This is a genomic window from Micromonospora phaseoli (assembly GCF_900109115.1).
GTDB lineage: Bacteria > Actinomycetota > Actinomycetes > Mycobacteriales > Micromonosporaceae > Micromonospora > Micromonospora phaseoli.
The window spans coordinates 148,930-163,047 of the sequence record NZ_FNYV01000002.1; the positions used below are offsets into that span (position 1 = coordinate 148,930).

At 74.0% G+C, this 14,118-nt stretch carries 14 protein-coding genes; 5 read left to right on the forward strand and 9 right to left on the reverse strand.

From position 1 onward, the window contains the following. Positions 1-14 precede the first annotated feature (14 nt). Complete coding sequence (locus BMY89_RS05485; RefSeq protein WP_092375964.1) at positions 15-1,565, reverse strand: pyridoxal phosphate-dependent decarboxylase family protein; 1,551 nt, start codon at positions 1,563-1,565, stop codon at positions 15-17. A gap of 143 nt (positions 1,566-1,708) precedes the next feature. Then, on the reverse strand, positions 1,709-2,740 hold the full coding sequence (locus BMY89_RS05490; protein WP_092375967.1) for an ABC transporter substrate-binding protein: 1,032 nt from the start codon (positions 2,738-2,740) through the stop codon (positions 1,709-1,711). A gap of 220 nt (positions 2,741-2,960) precedes the next feature. Between BMY89_RS05490 and BMY89_RS05495 the strand changes: the two genes are divergently transcribed. The 5 genes from BMY89_RS05495 (at position 2,961) to BMY89_RS05515 (ending at position 8,435) form a co-directional block, all read left to right on the forward strand. Next, on the forward strand, positions 2,961-3,908 hold the full coding sequence (locus tag BMY89_RS05495; protein WP_372433265.1) for a FecCD family ABC transporter permease: 948 nt from the start codon (positions 2,961-2,963) through the stop codon (positions 3,906-3,908). After that, entirely contained in the window at positions 3,905-4,927 is a 1,023-nt protein-coding gene (locus tag BMY89_RS05500) for a FecCD family ABC transporter permease (protein ID WP_092375973.1), read from the forward strand. Before BMY89_RS05495 ends, BMY89_RS05500 begins: the two co-directional genes overlap by 4 nt. Positions 4,928-5,018: 91 nt before the next feature. Further along, the gene (locus tag BMY89_RS05505) at positions 5,019-5,828 is read left to right on the forward strand and encodes an ABC transporter ATP-binding protein (protein ID WP_092375975.1); all 810 of its coding nucleotides are present in this window, start codon (positions 5,019-5,021) and stop codon (positions 5,826-5,828) included. Beyond that, a complete protein-coding gene (locus BMY89_RS05510) occupies positions 5,825-7,867 on the forward strand; it encodes a penicillin acylase family protein (protein ID WP_092375978.1) in 2,043 nt (680 codons plus the stop codon). Before BMY89_RS05505 ends, BMY89_RS05510 begins: the two co-directional genes overlap by 4 nt. Continuing rightward, positions 7,860-8,435, forward strand: coding sequence for a GNAT family N-acetyltransferase (locus tag BMY89_RS05515; RefSeq protein ID WP_092375981.1), 576 nt, complete (start codon positions 7,860-7,862; stop codon positions 8,433-8,435). Before BMY89_RS05510 ends, BMY89_RS05515 begins: the two co-directional genes overlap by 8 nt. On the opposite strand, the gene BMY89_RS05520 is transcribed toward BMY89_RS05515, so the two are convergent. From BMY89_RS05520 to BMY89_RS05550, 7 genes are all read right to left on the reverse strand, one after another. Further along, positions 8,402-9,109, reverse strand: a complete 708-nt coding sequence (locus BMY89_RS05520; protein ID WP_092375984.1) for a RibD family protein — start codon at positions 9,107-9,109, stop codon at positions 8,402-8,404. The two genes, BMY89_RS05515 and BMY89_RS05520, sit on opposite strands and share 34 nt — an antisense overlap. Next, positions 9,106-9,750, reverse strand: coding sequence for a GTP cyclohydrolase II (locus tag BMY89_RS05525; protein ID WP_092375986.1), 645 nt, complete (start codon positions 9,748-9,750; stop codon positions 9,106-9,108). The genes BMY89_RS05520 and BMY89_RS05525 overlap by 4 nt, the downstream gene beginning before the upstream one ends. Before the next feature lie 11 nt (positions 9,751-9,761). Continuing rightward, entirely contained in the window at positions 9,762-10,724 is a 963-nt protein-coding gene (locus BMY89_RS05530) for a lysylphosphatidylglycerol synthase domain-containing protein (protein ID WP_092375989.1), read from the reverse strand. A 62-nt stretch (positions 10,725-10,786) separates the two neighbouring features. Then, positions 10,787-11,611, reverse strand: a complete 825-nt coding sequence (locus tag BMY89_RS05535; protein WP_092375992.1) for a class I SAM-dependent methyltransferase — start codon at positions 11,609-11,611, stop codon at positions 10,787-10,789. Beyond that, positions 11,608-12,660, reverse strand: coding sequence for a glycosyltransferase family 4 protein (locus tag BMY89_RS05540; protein WP_092375996.1), 1,053 nt, complete (start codon positions 12,658-12,660; stop codon positions 11,608-11,610). The genes BMY89_RS05535 and BMY89_RS05540 overlap by 4 nt, the downstream gene beginning before the upstream one ends. Beyond that, complete coding sequence (locus BMY89_RS05545) at positions 12,644-13,072, reverse strand: 6-pyruvoyl trahydropterin synthase family protein (RefSeq protein WP_092375999.1); 429 nt, start codon at positions 13,070-13,072, stop codon at positions 12,644-12,646. The genes BMY89_RS05540 and BMY89_RS05545 overlap by 17 nt, the downstream gene beginning before the upstream one ends. 3 nt (positions 13,073-13,075) lie before the next feature. Continuing rightward, positions 13,076-14,056, reverse strand: a complete 981-nt coding sequence (locus tag BMY89_RS05550) for a zinc-dependent alcohol dehydrogenase (RefSeq protein WP_092376002.1) — start codon at positions 14,054-14,056, stop codon at positions 13,076-13,078. Between the last annotated feature and the right edge of the window lie 62 nt (positions 14,057-14,118).

The following is a 14,118-nucleotide window of genomic DNA, read 5'->3' on the forward strand; positions in this document are numbered from 1 at the left end:
CGCAGGCGGCATGCTCAGCCGACCGGGCAGGTCAGGTCGGCGGCGGGCGAGTCGGCGTGCTCGTGCACGTACCGGCCGGCGTGCTCGGCGATCAGGTCGAGCACGTAGGCGATGTCCTCGGCGGTGGTGGCCGGGTTCAGCACGGTGAACTTGAGGTACTGCCGGCCGTCGACCTTGGTGCCGGCGACCACGGCGAGGCCGGAGGCGGCCAGCGCCTCCCGGGCCCGCAGGTTGGCCGGGTCGGCGAGTTCCCGGCCCGGACCGGTGGGCCGCCACCGGAACACCACCGTGCTCAGCTGGGAACGGGTGAGCACCTCGAACCGGGGGTCGGCGGCGACCAGTTCCCAGGCCTGCGCGGCCAGGTCGCAGACCTCGTCGAAGAGTTCGCCGACGGCGTCCGGACCCATCACCCGCAGGGTCAGCCAGAGCTTGAGGGCGTCGAAGCGGCGGGTGGTCTGCAAGCTCTTGTCGACCTGGTTGGGGATGCGCTGGGCGACCATCCGGGCCGGGTTGAGGTAGTCGGCGTGCCAGGTGGCGTGTCGCAACGTCCGCCGGTCCCGGACCACCAGGGCGCTGGAGCTGACCGGCTGGAAGAAGGACTTGTGGTAGTCGACGGTCACCGAGTCGGCCCGTTCGATGCCGTCCAACAGGTGCCGGCGGGTGGGCGAGACCAGCAGACCGCAGCCGTACGCGGCGTCCACGTGCAGCCACACCCCGGCCGTGGCGCACACCTCGGCGATCTCGTCCAGCGGGTCGATGGTGCCGAAGTCGGTGGTGCCGGCGGTGGCCACCACGGCCATCACGGTCAGGCCGGCGCGGCGGCAGCGGGCGATCTCGTGCCGCACGGCACCGGGACGCATCCGGCGGTCGGGGCCGGTCTCCACGACCACCACCGCGTCCGGGGCGAGGCCGAGCAGCTTGGCCGCCTTCTGCACGCTGAAGTGGCCCGCCGCCGAGGCGATGATCCGCAGTTGGGGCAGCAGGACCCGCCGGTCGGTGGGGCCGGCCCCGGCCAGCGCCTCCTCCCGGGCCAGCAACAGGGCGTGCAGGTTCGACTGGGTTCCACCGCTGGTGAACACCCCGTCGGCGGCCGGACCGAGGCCGATCCGGTCGGTCGTCCACTCGATCAGCCGCCGCTCGATGAGCGTGCCGCCGGCGCTCTGGTCCCAGGTGTCCATCGAGGAGTTGACCGCGCTGAGCACCGCCTCACCGAGCAGCGCCGGGATCACCACCGGGCAGTTGAGGTGGGCCAGGTAGCGGGGGTGGTGGAACCAGACCGCGTCGCGCAGGTAGACCTCCTCCAGCTCGTCCAGCGCGGCGGTGGTGTCCCCCAGCGGCCGGTCCAGGTCGATCGACTCCACCAGCGGCGCCAACTCGTCCGGGCGTACGCCGGTGAACGGTCCGGTCACCTCGGCCATCCGCCGGGCCACCCGGTCGGTGCCGGCGGCGACCGCCTGGCGGTACTGCGCGACCGTGTCGTCGCTCAGCAGGTGGGCCCGGGCAGGTGTGGGGCCGGGCGGCTGGTGGGTCGGCGTTGCCTCGGCGGTGTGCACCGGCAGGGTCATGGATGTCCTCCACGCTCGGCGGTTCGGTATTCGGGCAGCCGGAACCCGCCGCACGACGGGTGGGCGGCGGGTGTTTGGGGTCCTGGGAGGGTGGTGCAGGGGCAGCCGGCGGGGTGGTCCACCGCGCCGGCCGCCCGGCGGCGTCAGGTCAGCTTCTTCGCGCCCTGGATCGCCTTGGCGAGGTTCTCCAGCAGCGGAGCCGAGCCGGCGTACGAGAAGCGGGGCACCGCGTCCCATCCAGTGACCTGTCCGGCCTGCACGGCGGGCAGTTGCTTCCAGGTGGGCTTGGCGGCCAGGTCGGTGGGTTGCAGCGCGGTGCCGCGGTTGTCGAGCAGGATCAGGTCGGCCGGGAACTTGCCGGCGTTCTCCCAGCTGAGCGCCTCGAAGTAGTCACCGGCCGCCAACTCGGTCGGCACCACGATGTCGACACCGAGTTCGGCGAAGTACATCAGGTCGGTGCTGACCTTGGGGTTGGAGACGTAGAACAGGTCGGGGCTGCCGGAGGCCGCCATCACCTTGATGCCGGGGTTGGCCCTGACCGCCTGGCGTACCGCCTCGGCGGCGGCCTCGAACCGCGCCTTCGCGTCGGTGACCTTCGCCGCCGACAGGTCTGCCCCGAGGGACTCGGCGAGCTTCGCGTACCGCTCGATCGGTGCGGTCATCGGCACCCGGGCGGTGGTGATGGTCACCACCGGCGCGAGCGGCAGGATCTTGTCCTTGCTCTCGTCCGGCACGTACCAGTACGCACCCGGGTCGTACATGTGGGTGACCAGCAGCTCCGGGCGGAGCGCGGCGTACTTCTCGACGCTGAACTCGCCCCAGACGTTGCCGAGGATCTCCACGCTCTCCACGTCCAGGTCACCGGCCTGCGGCTCGACGGTGCCGTCCGTCTTCTTCGTCTCGCCGAAGACACCGACGACCTCGCGACCGAGTCCGAAATCGACCAGCGCGGCGGCGGACCCGGTGAAGGCGACCACCCGGCCCGGTCGGGCCTGCGCGGTGACCGTCTCAGGACGGTCGTCGGTGAACGACCAGGGTCCGGAAGTGTTGTCGGAACCGGGCGTTGCGGCCTCGTCCCGACCGCAGCCGGCGAGCACGGCGGCCATTGCGGCGGCGCCGCCGATGGCGAACAGACCCCGACGGGAGAGGCGATGGGCGGAGACGGGATCAGACATGGTGTTGTCGTCTTTCGATCAAGGGTCGGGGGGCAATGGACAGCCGCGGTTAGGCTAACCTAACCTAACCTCCTGTCAAGTCCGGCCGGCGTTTCGCACCACACTGGAGCTCACCCTGTCCGTCATCGAGTCGCCGCCCCACGAAGCGCCGGTGCAGGCCACACCGCCACCGAAGCACCGCCGCGCGGCACTGCGAGCCGGTGGACTCGCCGTCGCCGCGCTGGCGCTGCTCGCGGTCACGGTGCTCAGCATCACCGTCGGCGCCAAGCCGATCCCGCTCGCCGACGTGTGGCAGGCCCTGACCGACCGCGACGCCGCCGAGTACGCGGTCGTCCGGCAGCTGCGCGTGCCGCGTACCCTGCTCGGCCTGCTCGCCGGCACCGCGCTCGGCGTGGCCGGCGCGGCGATGCAGGCGTTGACCCGCAATCCGCTCGCCGACCCCGGTCTGCTCGGCATCAACGCCGGTGCCGCCGCCGCGATCGCCACCGCCGCGGCCCTGTTCGGTGTCGGCGGTGGCACCGGTCAGGTGTGGTTCGCGCTGCTCGGCGCCGCCGCGGTCACCGTCGGCGTGTACGCCATCGGTGGCGGCCGCTCGGCCACCCCGGCGCGGCTGGCCCTGGCCGGCGCGGCCATCAACGCGGCCCTCTACTCGTACGTCAGCGCCGTGATGCTGCTCGACGCGGCCGGCCTGGAGCGGCTGCGGTTCTGGACCGTCGGGTCGCTGGCCGACGCCGACGCCGGCACCGTGCGGCGGGTGCTGCCGTTCATCGCGGTCGGGCTGCTGGTGGCCCTCGCCGCGGCCCGACCGCTCAACGCGCTCGCCCTCGGCGACGACGCCGCCCAGGCGCTCGGCGCCCGCCCGGCCCTGGCCCGAGCCGTGGTGATCGTCGCCATCACCCTGCTCTGCGGCGCCGCCACGGCCGCCTGCGGCCCGATCGTCTTCGTCGGCCTGCTGGTGCCGCACCTGGTCCGCGTCCTAACCGGGCCGGACCTGCGCTGGCTGCTGCCCTACTGCGCGCTGCTCGCCCCGGTGCTGCTGCTCGGCGCCGACGTGCTCGGCCGGGTGCTCGGCCGCCCCGGCGAACTCCAGGTCGGGCTGGTCACCGCCGTGCTCGGCGGCCCGCTCTTCCTGTCACTGGTGACGCGGACGAGGACGACCCGGCCATGATCGTGATTCGGACCGCCCGACGACTCTCGCTGCGGCTGCACCCCCGCGCCCTCGCCGTCGGCACCGCCGGCCTGCTGCTCGCCCTCGCCGCCGGGGTACTGGCCATCGGCCACGGCGACTACCCGATGTCCCCGGCCGACGTGCTGCGTACCCTCACCGGGGGCGGCAGCCCCGCCGAGGAGTTCATCGTCACCGAGCTGCGGCTGCCCCGGCTGGTCACCGCGCTGGCCGTCGGCGCCGCGCTCGGACTGGCCGGAGCGGTGTTCCAGTCGCTGGTACGCAACCCGCTGGGCAGCCCGGACGTGCTCGGCTTCACCCAGGGCGCGGCGACCGGCGCGCTCGTCGTGGTGGCCGTCGGCGGCAGCAGCGCCGCTCTCGCCGGCTCCGCGGCCCTCGGCGGCATCGTCACCGGCGTGCTCATCTACCTGGTCGCCTGGCGCCGCGGCGTGCACGGCTACCGACTGGTCCTGGTCGGTATCGGCATGTCGGCCATCCTCACCGGCGTCAACGGCTACCTGATGACCCGGGTACCGCTGATGAGCGCCTCCCGGGCGATGCTCTGGCTCACCGGCAGCCTGGACGGTCGCGGCTGGTCCGACGCCGCGCCGCTGCTGGCCGCGCTGGCGGTGCTGGTGCCGGTGCTGCTCGCCTGCGCTCCGGCGCTGCGGATGACCGAGCTGGGCGACGACGCCGCCAGCGGGCTGGGCGTGAACGTGCACCGACTGCGGATGCTGCTGCTCGCCGCGGCGGTACTGCTGGTCGCCCTCGCGGCGGCCGCCGCCGGACCGGTCTCGTTCGTCGCGCTCACCGCACCGCACCTGGCCCGACGGCTGACCAGGGCGCCCGGGGTCAACCTGCTGCCGGCGGCGGTGATCGGTGCGCTGATCATCGTCCTGGCCGACCAGGTGACGCTGCGCGTCCTCCCCGGCCAACTCCCGGTCGGTGTGGTCACCGGCGTGATCGGCGGCGGCTACCTGGCCTGGCTGCTGGCCACCGAACGCCGGGCCGGCCGGCTGTGACGACCACCAGGGCCGGCCGACCGGCGTTGACGACCCCCAGGCCGGCAGGCCGGCGGTGACGACCTCCCCCAACGAGAACGGAGCAACCAGCATGCCGACCTCCCGGCTGGGTGGCAGCGGGCTGCGGCTCGCCTACGACCGGCGGATCGTCGCCGAGGACCTGACCGTCGCCGTGCCCGACCGCTCGTTCACGGTCGTCATCGGCCCCAACGCGTGCGGCAAGTCCACCCTGCTGCGCGCGCTGTCCCGGCTGCTCAAGCCCGCCGCCGGGTCGGTGCTGCTCGACGGCGAGGACATCCACCGGCGGCCCGCCCGCGCCGTGGCCCGTACGCTGGGGCTGCTCCCGCAGTCGCCGACCGCCCCCGACGGCATCGGCGTCGCCGAACTGGTGGCCCGGGGTCGCTATCCGCACCAGGGACTGCTGCGGCAGTGGTCCCGCGACGACGAGCGGGTGGTGGCCGAGTCGATGGCCGCCACCGGCGTCGACGACCTGGCCGACCGGCTGGTCGACGAGCTCTCCGGCGGCCAACGGCAGCGGGTCTGGCTGGCCATGGCGCTAGCCCAGCAGACCCCGCTGCTGCTGCTGGACGAGCCGACCACCTACCTCGACATCGCCCACCAGGTCGAGGTGCTCGACCTCTGCGCGCGGCTGCACGAGGAGCAGGGCCGCACCCTGGTCGCGGTGCTGCACGACCTCAACCACGCCGCCCGGTACGCCACCCACCTGATCGCCATGCGCGACGGGCGGGTGGTCGCCGCCGGTGAGCCCCGGCAGATCGTCACCGCCGATCTGGTCAAGGAGGTCTTCGGGCTGCCCTGTCGGGTCATCGACGACCCGGAGACCGGCACCCCGCTGGTGGTCCCGGCGGCCCGTGCCCGAGTCGGTACGGTGGCGCCGTGACCGAGCGGCGTTACCGCGACGCGTACGGCATCCCGCACCTGCACGCCGACGACCACGCGTCGCTGGCCTTCGCCCAGGGCCGGGTCACCGCGCTGGACCGGGCCTGGCAGATCGAGGTGGAACGGCACCGGTCCCAGGGCACCTCCACCTCGTTCCTCGGCGCCGAGGCGGTGGCCTGGGACACCTTCGCCCGCCGGGCCCGGCTCGACGACACCGCGCGACGCTGCCACGCCGCCCTCGACCCGGCCACCGCGCAGTGGGTGGGTCGCTACGTGGACGGGGTCAACGCCGCGCTGGCCGCCGGTGCGGCGCGGGCGCCGGAGTTCGCCGCCACCGGCCTGCGACCGGGCCGCTGGCAGCCGTGGACGCCGCTCGCGCTCTGGCTCACCCACCACGTGCTGTTCGCCGGGTTCGGCACCAAACTCTGGCGCGACCACGTGGCCCGCCGGCTCGGCCCGCAGGCGACCGGCCTGTTCGCCGTCGACAGTCACGTCACCTCGGGCAGCAACGGCTGGCTGCTCGCCGCCGAACGCACCGCCACGGGCGCCGCCCTGATCGCCGGTGACCCGCACCGGTTCATCGAGGCGCCCGGCATCTACCAGCAGATCCGCCTGGCCTGCCCGGAGTACGACGTGCTCGGCTTCGCCGTACCCGGCATCCCGGGCATCCCGCACTTCGGCCACGCCGGCGAGGTCGCCTGGGCCATCACCAACGCGATGGCCGACTACCAGGACGGCTACGCCGAACGGCTGCGCCGCCAGGGCGACCGGGTCGAGGCGTACGGGCCCGACGGGTGGCGGCCCGCGCACCGGCACGTCGAGACGATCGAGGTGGCCGGCGCCGAACCGGTCGAGGTCGAGGTGATCGAGACCGAGCGGGGACCGCTGGTGTCCGGCGGGCCGGACGACGACCCGGCGCTCACGGTCAGCCTGCGGTACCCGCCCCGGGTCCTCGGTGAGCTGGGCTTCGGCGTACTGCCGGCGCTGCTGCGGGCGCGTACCGTCGGCGACGTCGACGCGGCGCTGGACGGCTGGGTCGAGCCGGTCAACGTGGTCCTCGCGGCCGACACCGCCGGCGGGCTGCTGCACCGGGTGGCCGGCCGGGTGCCCCGGCGCCACCCGGACAACGGGCTGCGGGTGGTGCCCGGCTGGGAGGCGAGCCACGCCTGGCAGGGCTGGCACCCGATGCCGAAGGCACCGGTCGACCAGGTGGCGGTGATGGCCAACGACCGTGGCGTCGCCGCCGCCTTCGGCGTGGAGTTCGCGCCGCCGTACCGGGCCGACCGGATCCGCCAACTGCTGGACACCGCCGGCGACTGGCGCGCCGAACAGTTGGCGGCCGTGCACACCGACACCTACCTGGCCGCCGCCGGGCCGCTGCTGGAGCTGCTCGCCGCGACCGACGGGCTCGGTCCGGCCGCCGCCGGGCTACGGGAACGCCTGCTGGCGTGGGACCGGCGGATGGCCGCCGACAGCGTCGACGCCGCGTCCTTCGCCGACCTGCGGGCGGCCGTGACCCGCCGGCTCGCCACCCATCCCGCGCTGGCGGCGCTGGTCGAACCACCCGCCTACCCGGAGGTGTTCCGGCCGTGGCTGGCCCTGCTGCCCCGGGTCGGGTACGCGCTGGTCCCGCTGCTGCACGCCGACCTGCCCGAGGTGGACCGCGCCGACCTGCTGCGCGCGGCCCTGGCGGAGGTGGCCGCCGCCGCCGACACCCGCCGCTGGGGTGAGCGACACCGGCTCGTGCCGTGGCAGGCGCTGCCCGACCCGGCCGCGCCGCCGGGGCCGCAACTCTCCGGTGACCACGACTGCGTACTGGCCACCTCCAGCGTTCCCGGCGTCACCGACCTGTGCCTGCGCGGGCCGGCCGCCCGCTACGTGTGGGACCTGGCCGAGCGCGCGGACAGCCGCTGGGTGGTGCCGCTGGGCGCCACCGGCGCCGGCCCGCACCGCGACGACCAGCTGCCGCTGTGGGTACGCGGTGACCTGATCCAGGCGACCTGCGACTGGGACCGACTGACCGAGGAGCACGATGACTGACCGCCACCACTACGAACGGCACGTGCCCCGATTCGGTGTGGTCACCTTCCGGCCGGTCGACCCGGACGCCGACGCCGACGTGATCCACTCCTGGGTCAGCCAGGACCGGGCCCGGTTCTGGGGGATGCGTGACGCCGACCGGGACCGGGTCGCCGAGATCTACCGGTACGTGGACTCGCTGCCCACCCATCACGCGTTCCTCACCCTGCGCGACGGGGAGCCGGTGGCGTTGTTCCAGACCTACGAGCCGGAGCACGACCCGGTCGGCGAGTGCTACCCGGTACGCCCCGGCGACCACGGCGGCCACCTGCTGATCGGCACACCGGTACGGTCCGAGCCGGGATTCACCGGCACCCTGCTGGACGAGTTCATCGCCTTCGTCTTCACCGACCGTCGCCGGCTGCGGCTGGTGATGGAGCCGGACGCCCGCAACGACAAGGCGATCGCCCGGCTGCGCCGGGCCGGCTTCGTCGAGGGTCCGCTGATCGACCTGCCCGACAAGCAGGCCCGGCTGATGTTCCTCGACCGTCCCGCTCAGCCCGGCTCGCAGCGTTCGGACAGGGCGTAGCGGGTCAGCACCACGTCACCGATCTGGCGCGCCTCCAGCACCCTGGCCCGCCGCCCCGGATGCCACGGGAAGCTGCCCTCACCGACGAACCTCGGCGCCCGCCGGTCCCCGACGAAGAACGGGGCCACCACCAGGTGCAGCTCGTCGGCCAGGCCCGCCGCGAGGAACTGGCCGTGCATCACCGCGCCGCCCTCCACCAGCAGCCGGCGTACGCCCCGGTCGGCGAGATCGGCCAGCATGCGCACCAGGTCGAGCGGGTCACCGGCGTCGATCACCGTGGCCAGCTCACCCAGCCGGTGTCGGGTCTTCTCCACCCCGCCGCTGGCGCTGTAGACGATCCGCTCGGTGTCACCGACGGTGAAGAACCGGGCAGCGGGGTCCAGGTCGCCGCAGCCGGTCACGGTCACCCGGATCGGCGAGGCCGGCAGCCCACGGGCGAGACGTTCGGCCCGACGTCGGTCACACCGCACCAGCAGCCGGGGATCGTCGCGGCGGACGGTGCCGGCGCCGACCAGGATCGCGTCGCAGTCGGCCCGGACCGCGTCGACCCGGTCGAGGTCCGCGTCGTTGGACAGCAGCAGCCGCTCGTCGGTGGCGTCGTCGATGTAACCGTCGATCGAGGTGGCGCAGCTGAGCAGCACGTACGGCCGGGGCGCCGTGGGCGGGCCGGTCATCGGACGAACGGCAGGTCGGCGGCGCGGGCGGCGCGGCTGGCCTTGGCCGCGAGATAGTCGGCGTTGGCCGGGGAGAGGAAGACGCCGGTGGGCACCTGCTCGGTGACCCTCACCCCGAGCCGACCCAACTGCTCGGTCTTCTCCGGGTTGTTGCTCAGCACGGCGATCGGTCCGACGCCGAGCGCGGCCAGCATCTGGGCGGCCACCGTGTAGTCGCGCTCGTCCTCGTCGTGGCCGAGCGCCACGTTGGCCTCGTAGGTGTCCAGCCCCGCGTCCTGCAACGCGTACGCGTCGAGCTTGGCGTACAGGCCGATGCCCCGGCCCTCCTGCCGCAGGTAGAGCAGGTAGCCGCCGACGTCGGCGATCCGCTGCACCGCCTCCCGTAGCTGTGGGCCGCAGTCACACCGTTGGCTGCCGAACACGTCACCGGTGAGGCACTCGCTGTGCGGGCGGACCAGCGGCACCCGCGCGGCCCGCTCCCCCGCGCCGGTGACGTCACCGAGGGCGAAGGCGAGGTGTTCCCGACCGTCGACGAGCCCGTCGAAGGTGAACAGCCGGGCCGTGGTGGCGTAGCCGTCGGAGAACCGCAGCGGCACGGTGACCTGCGTCCGGACGGTGGCGGCAGGCAGTGATTCGGACATGGTTCTCCTCGTCAGACGGTGGCGGGTACACGGACACGTCGGGCCAGTAGCACGGCGGCTCCGGGCAGGCTCGCGACGAGCACGAGAGCGCCGTACACCGTCGCGGTGGCCACCCCCTCGGCGGCGGTCAGGCCGGCGGCGGCGAACGCCCACGCGGCCACCCCCTCGCGGGGACCGAACCCGGCGACGTTGGCCGGTACCCCCATCGCGAGCAGGGCCAGCAGGGTCAGCGGCAGCAGCAGGCTCAGCGGTGCGGTGGACCCCGCGGTCCGCGCCGCCACCAGGAACGTCGCGAGGTGTCCGGCGATCGCGAGCGCGGAGGCGAGCAGCACACCGAACCAGGTACGCCGGGCCAGCAGCCCGCTGCGTACGTCGGACACGGCGGTGCCCACCGTGCGGGTGAAGCGGGAGGCACCGGAGTGCGGCAGCAGCCGGGCGGCCAGCAGGACGGCGACCAGCACCGCCACCACCACGGCCGTCGCCACCGGCAGGAACGGCCGCACCGGCGACGGGAAGGCGAACAGCAGCACCACGGCGACGGCGACCAGCACCACCTGCCCGGCGATCCGCTCCCACACGACCGCCCGGATGCCGCGGCCGACGTCACCGACGTCCCGGCCGTGACGTACCGCGCGGTGCACGTCACCGAGAATCCCGCCGGGCAGGGTCGCGTTGAGGAACACCGCCCGGTAACAGTGGGCCACCGCGTCCCGCAGTGGGAGCCCGACGCCGAGACCACCGGCGACGAGGCTCCACCGCCAGGCGGCGCAGACCGTGGTGAGCACGCCGATGGCGAGCGCGGCGGCCAGCGCGGGCGCGTCGATCAGTCGCAGCCCCGCCAGGAACGGGCCGGTGCCCAGCCAGCACAGCAACCCCACGAGCACGGAGAGCCCCGCCGCCAGTCGCGCCCATCCCCAGAACGACCGGCCTGCCGGGGCGGCCGTGGGCACGGCGCCACCAGCTTCATCCCCCACTCGTGCCTCCCCGACATGACGATCTTCCCTGACTGTAGGCACGTAGCTGGTCGCCCGCCGGTTCAACCGCGCACGGCCAGCAGGTCAGCATGGTCGACCATTACCCCGAGCCGACCGTTTTCAGCCTCGGTCAACCGACGTCGCGCGTACTCGCGGGTGCGGTCGGTCAGCTCGGGCCGTTGCGCGCGGGCGGCGTCGAGCCAACCGGTGAACCACTGGGCCGCCAGGGCGGCCTGGTCCGGGCCGAGCCGCCAGGGGCTGGGGCGTACGTCGGCCGCCACCCCGTGCCGGGCGAAGGCGGCGGCGCAGTGCTCGGCGGCGTCCGGCCCGAGCAGCCGACGGCCGTTGACGGTACGGCGCTGGTGGGCGTTGAACGCCGCAGCGACCTCGGCGTCCAACGGATCGGCCGGAGTCAGCCGCACGGTGCCGGTCACCGAGATCAGGAACAGCGTCGGGCAGCCGGCCTTCGCGCAGGCGGCGACCAGTTGGTCGACCTCCTCGGCGGTCAGCATGTCGAGCAGCGCCGAGGCGGTGACCAGGGCCGCGTCGGCCAACTCGGTGGCGGTCAGCCGGGTCAGGTCGCCCTGGCGTGTCTCGACCGTCACTGGCGCGCCGTCGGCGGCGGTGACCGGCATGCCGGCGCGTGCCCGGTTCAGCAGGCCCAGGTCCTGGTCGTAGAGGATCCAGTGCTGCGGCCCCGGCAGCAGGGGGGCCAGCCAGCGGCCCAGCGAGCCGGTGCCGGCACCGAGGTCGTGCACGACGAACGGTCGGCCACCGGTCAGCGCCGCGCGGACCGTGTCGACCAGCTCCGTCGACCGGGCCGCCACGTCGGCGGGTTCCCGCAGCGCGAGCCACTGCGCGAAGTCGGGTGGGAGATCGATGCTCATGTCGACGCCTCCTTGAGAGCCGTGGTGATCAGGGCGACGGTGCTCGTCCAGTCATGGAGGGTGCTCCGCCGCTGGCGGGCGGCCTGCCGAAGGGCCGTGCGCAGGGCCGCGTCGTCGAGCCACCGGCGTAGCGCCGCGGCCAGGGCCGACGGATCGTCGGGTGGCACCAGCAGGCCGGGGCGTTCTCCGGCGGCCGTGTGCCCGAGGGTGTCGGGCAGCCCGCCGACGGTCGTGGCGAGCACCGGGACGCCGCGGGCCAACGCCTCGGTGACGACCATCCCGTACGTCTCGCCACGTGAGGGGTGCACCAGCAGGTCGGCGGCGGCGTACGCGGCGTCGAGCCCGGCACCGGTCAGCGGGCCGGTCAGCCGGACCCGGTCGCCGAGCCGGTGGGTGGCGATCCGGTCACGCAGCCGTTCGACGAACTCCGGTTCCCGGTGCAGCGGTCCGACACAGGTCAGCGTGAAGGATCGGTCGGCGACCGCGGCGAGCGCCTCGACCAGCACGTCGTGCCCCTTGTGCGCGGCGACCGCCGCGACGCAGAGCAGCGCCGAACCGGTCGGTGAGCCCGGCGCGGGTGGCGCCGGGTCCACCCCGGGTGCGGCGACGTGCACCCGGTGGGCGGGCAGCGCGTACCGCCGCAGCAGCGCATCGCGGGTCCAGGTGCTGGTCGCGACGACGGCGGTGGCGGCGTCCAGCGCGCTGGCCTCGCTGTCGTCGTCGCGTGGCAGGTGCACCAGCGCGACCAGGCGCAGCCGTCGGGAGTGTGCGGTGAGGGCGTCCGGCACCACCGAGGCGACCAGGCCGTCGATGAGCACGAGCGCGGCGTCCGGCAGCCCGGCCAGCACCTGGGCCAAGGCGGTCCGCTCCGCCGGGGTCGGGTCGGGCCAGGCACCGGGTACGCCGTGTTCTCGCACGGACCAGCCGGCCTCGGCGAGCCCGGCGCAGATCCGTCGGTCGTAGCCGTTGCCACCGCTGGGTGACGCCGGGTCGTCGATGTCGCCCGGCAGGATCACGTGCAGGATCGGCACGTCAGGCGGTGCCCTCATCGGCGACGGCGGCCGGCAGTGACCGTTCGTAGCTGGCCCAGGCGACGTGCGACTCGTGCAGGGTGACCGTGAGCCCGGTCAGCCCGTGGGCTCCGACGCCGAGGTCACCGGCGTGCACCCGGTCGGCGAGCCGGTCTGCGATGGTGCGGGCCAGCACCTCGGTGGTGGTGTTCGTGCCGGCGAAGGCGGGCTCCTCGTCGAGGTTGCGGTAGTTCAGCTCGCCGAGCACCGCCTTGAGCTGGTCGGTGGCCAACCCGATGTCGACCACGATGCCGTCGTCGTCGAGGTCGGGGCGACGGAAGGTGGCGTCCACGACGAAGGTCGCGCCGTGCAGCCGTTGGGCTGGGCCGAAGACGTCCCCGCGGAAGCTGTGGGCGATCATGATGTGGTCACGGACGGTCACGCTGAACATGGGTCACTCCCCGTCGTAGGTGATGAGGTGGCACAGGGCGGGCAGGGTACCCCCGCTGAGCCGGGCGAGCACGTCGGGTAGCTCCGCGAACGGCGACCGCCCGGTGAGCAGCGCGTCGAACGCCGGATCGGTGAGCAGGTCCAGGGCGAGCGCCATCCGGTCGGCGTAACTGCGGCTGCCGCGCCGCGCGGGGGCGACCATGCCGACCTGGCTGCTGCGGATCGTCAGCCGTCCGGAATGGAACGCGCCACCGAGCGCGAGCTGCACCGGTCGGTCGCCGTACCAGCTCAGTTCGAGCAGGGTGCCCTCCGGCGCGAGCAGGTCCAGGCCGCGTTGCAACCCGGCGGCGGTGGCGCTGGCGTGCACCACGAGATCACGCCCGCCGGTGGCGGTTTCTCCGGTGGCGAAGTCGACGCCGAGGGCGGCGGCGACCTCGGCGCGGGTCGGGTCGGTGTCGACCAGTTCCACCCGGACGCCGGGGAAGCGGGCCAGCAGGGCGGCCACCGCGCAGCCGACCATGCCGCCACCGACGACGCTGACCCGGTCACCGATCAGCGGCGCGGCGTCCCACAGGGCGTTGACGGCGGTCTCCACGGTGCCGGCGAGCACCGCGCGGGCCGCCGGCACCGCGTCCGGTACGACGGTGACCGCGTCCGCCGGCACCACGTAGGCGCTCTGGTGCGGGTGCAGGCAGAACACCGTCCGTCCACGCAGGTGCGCCGGCCCCTGTTCGACCTCGCCGACGCTGAGGTAGCCGTACTTGACCGGGGCCGGGAAGTCGCCCTCCTGGAACGGCGCGCGCATGGTGGCGTACTGGCTGGCGGGTACGGCACCGGCGAAGACCAGCGTCTCGGTGCCCCGGCTGACCCCGGAGTAACGGCTGCGGACGAGGACCTCGTCGGCACCCGGCTCGGTCAGCGTCACCGGACGGATCTCACCCTCGCCCGGGGCACGCAGCCAGAAGGCGTGGGCGGTTCGCGTCACGGTTTTTTCTCCTTAACTGCGTCCGGACCGAACCGATCCGTCGTATTTTCCGTAGTTCCCTG

What these genes read in the sequence shown, in the direction of transcription:
- BMY89_RS05490 (WP_092375967.1), bottom strand. Translation starts at nt 2,740, where the DNA reads ATGTCTGATCCCGTCTCCGCCCATCGCCTCTCCCGTCGGGGTCTGTTC.
- BMY89_RS05505 (WP_092375975.1), top strand. Translation starts at nt 5,019, where the DNA reads ATGCCGACCTCCCGGCTGGGTGGCAGCGGGCTGCGGCTCGCCTACGAC.
- BMY89_RS05485 (WP_092375964.1), bottom strand. Translation starts at nt 1,565, where the DNA reads ATGACCCTGCCGGTGCACACCGCCGAGGCAACGCCGACCCACCAGCCG.
- BMY89_RS05540 (WP_092375996.1), bottom strand. Translation starts at nt 12,660, where the DNA reads ATGAGGGCACCGCCTGACGTGCCGATCCTGCACGTGATCCTGCCGGGC.
- BMY89_RS05520 (WP_092375984.1), bottom strand. Translation starts at nt 9,109, where the DNA reads ATGACCGGCCCGCCCACGGCGCCCCGGCCGTACGTGCTGCTCAGCTGC.
- BMY89_RS05535 (WP_092375992.1), bottom strand. Translation starts at nt 11,611, where the DNA reads ATGAGCATCGATCTCCCACCCGACTTCGCGCAGTGGCTCGCGCTGCGG.
- BMY89_RS05500 (WP_092375973.1), top strand. Translation starts at nt 3,905, where the DNA reads ATGATCGTGATTCGGACCGCCCGACGACTCTCGCTGCGGCTGCACCCC.
- BMY89_RS05545 (WP_092375999.1), bottom strand. Translation starts at nt 13,072, where the DNA reads ATGTTCAGCGTGACCGTCCGTGACCACATCATGATCGCCCACAGCTTC.
- BMY89_RS05525 (WP_092375986.1), bottom strand. Translation starts at nt 9,750, where the DNA reads ATGTCCGAATCACTGCCTGCCGCCACCGTCCGGACGCAGGTCACCGTG.
- BMY89_RS05515 (WP_092375981.1), top strand. Translation starts at nt 7,860, where the DNA reads ATGACTGACCGCCACCACTACGAACGGCACGTGCCCCGATTCGGTGTG.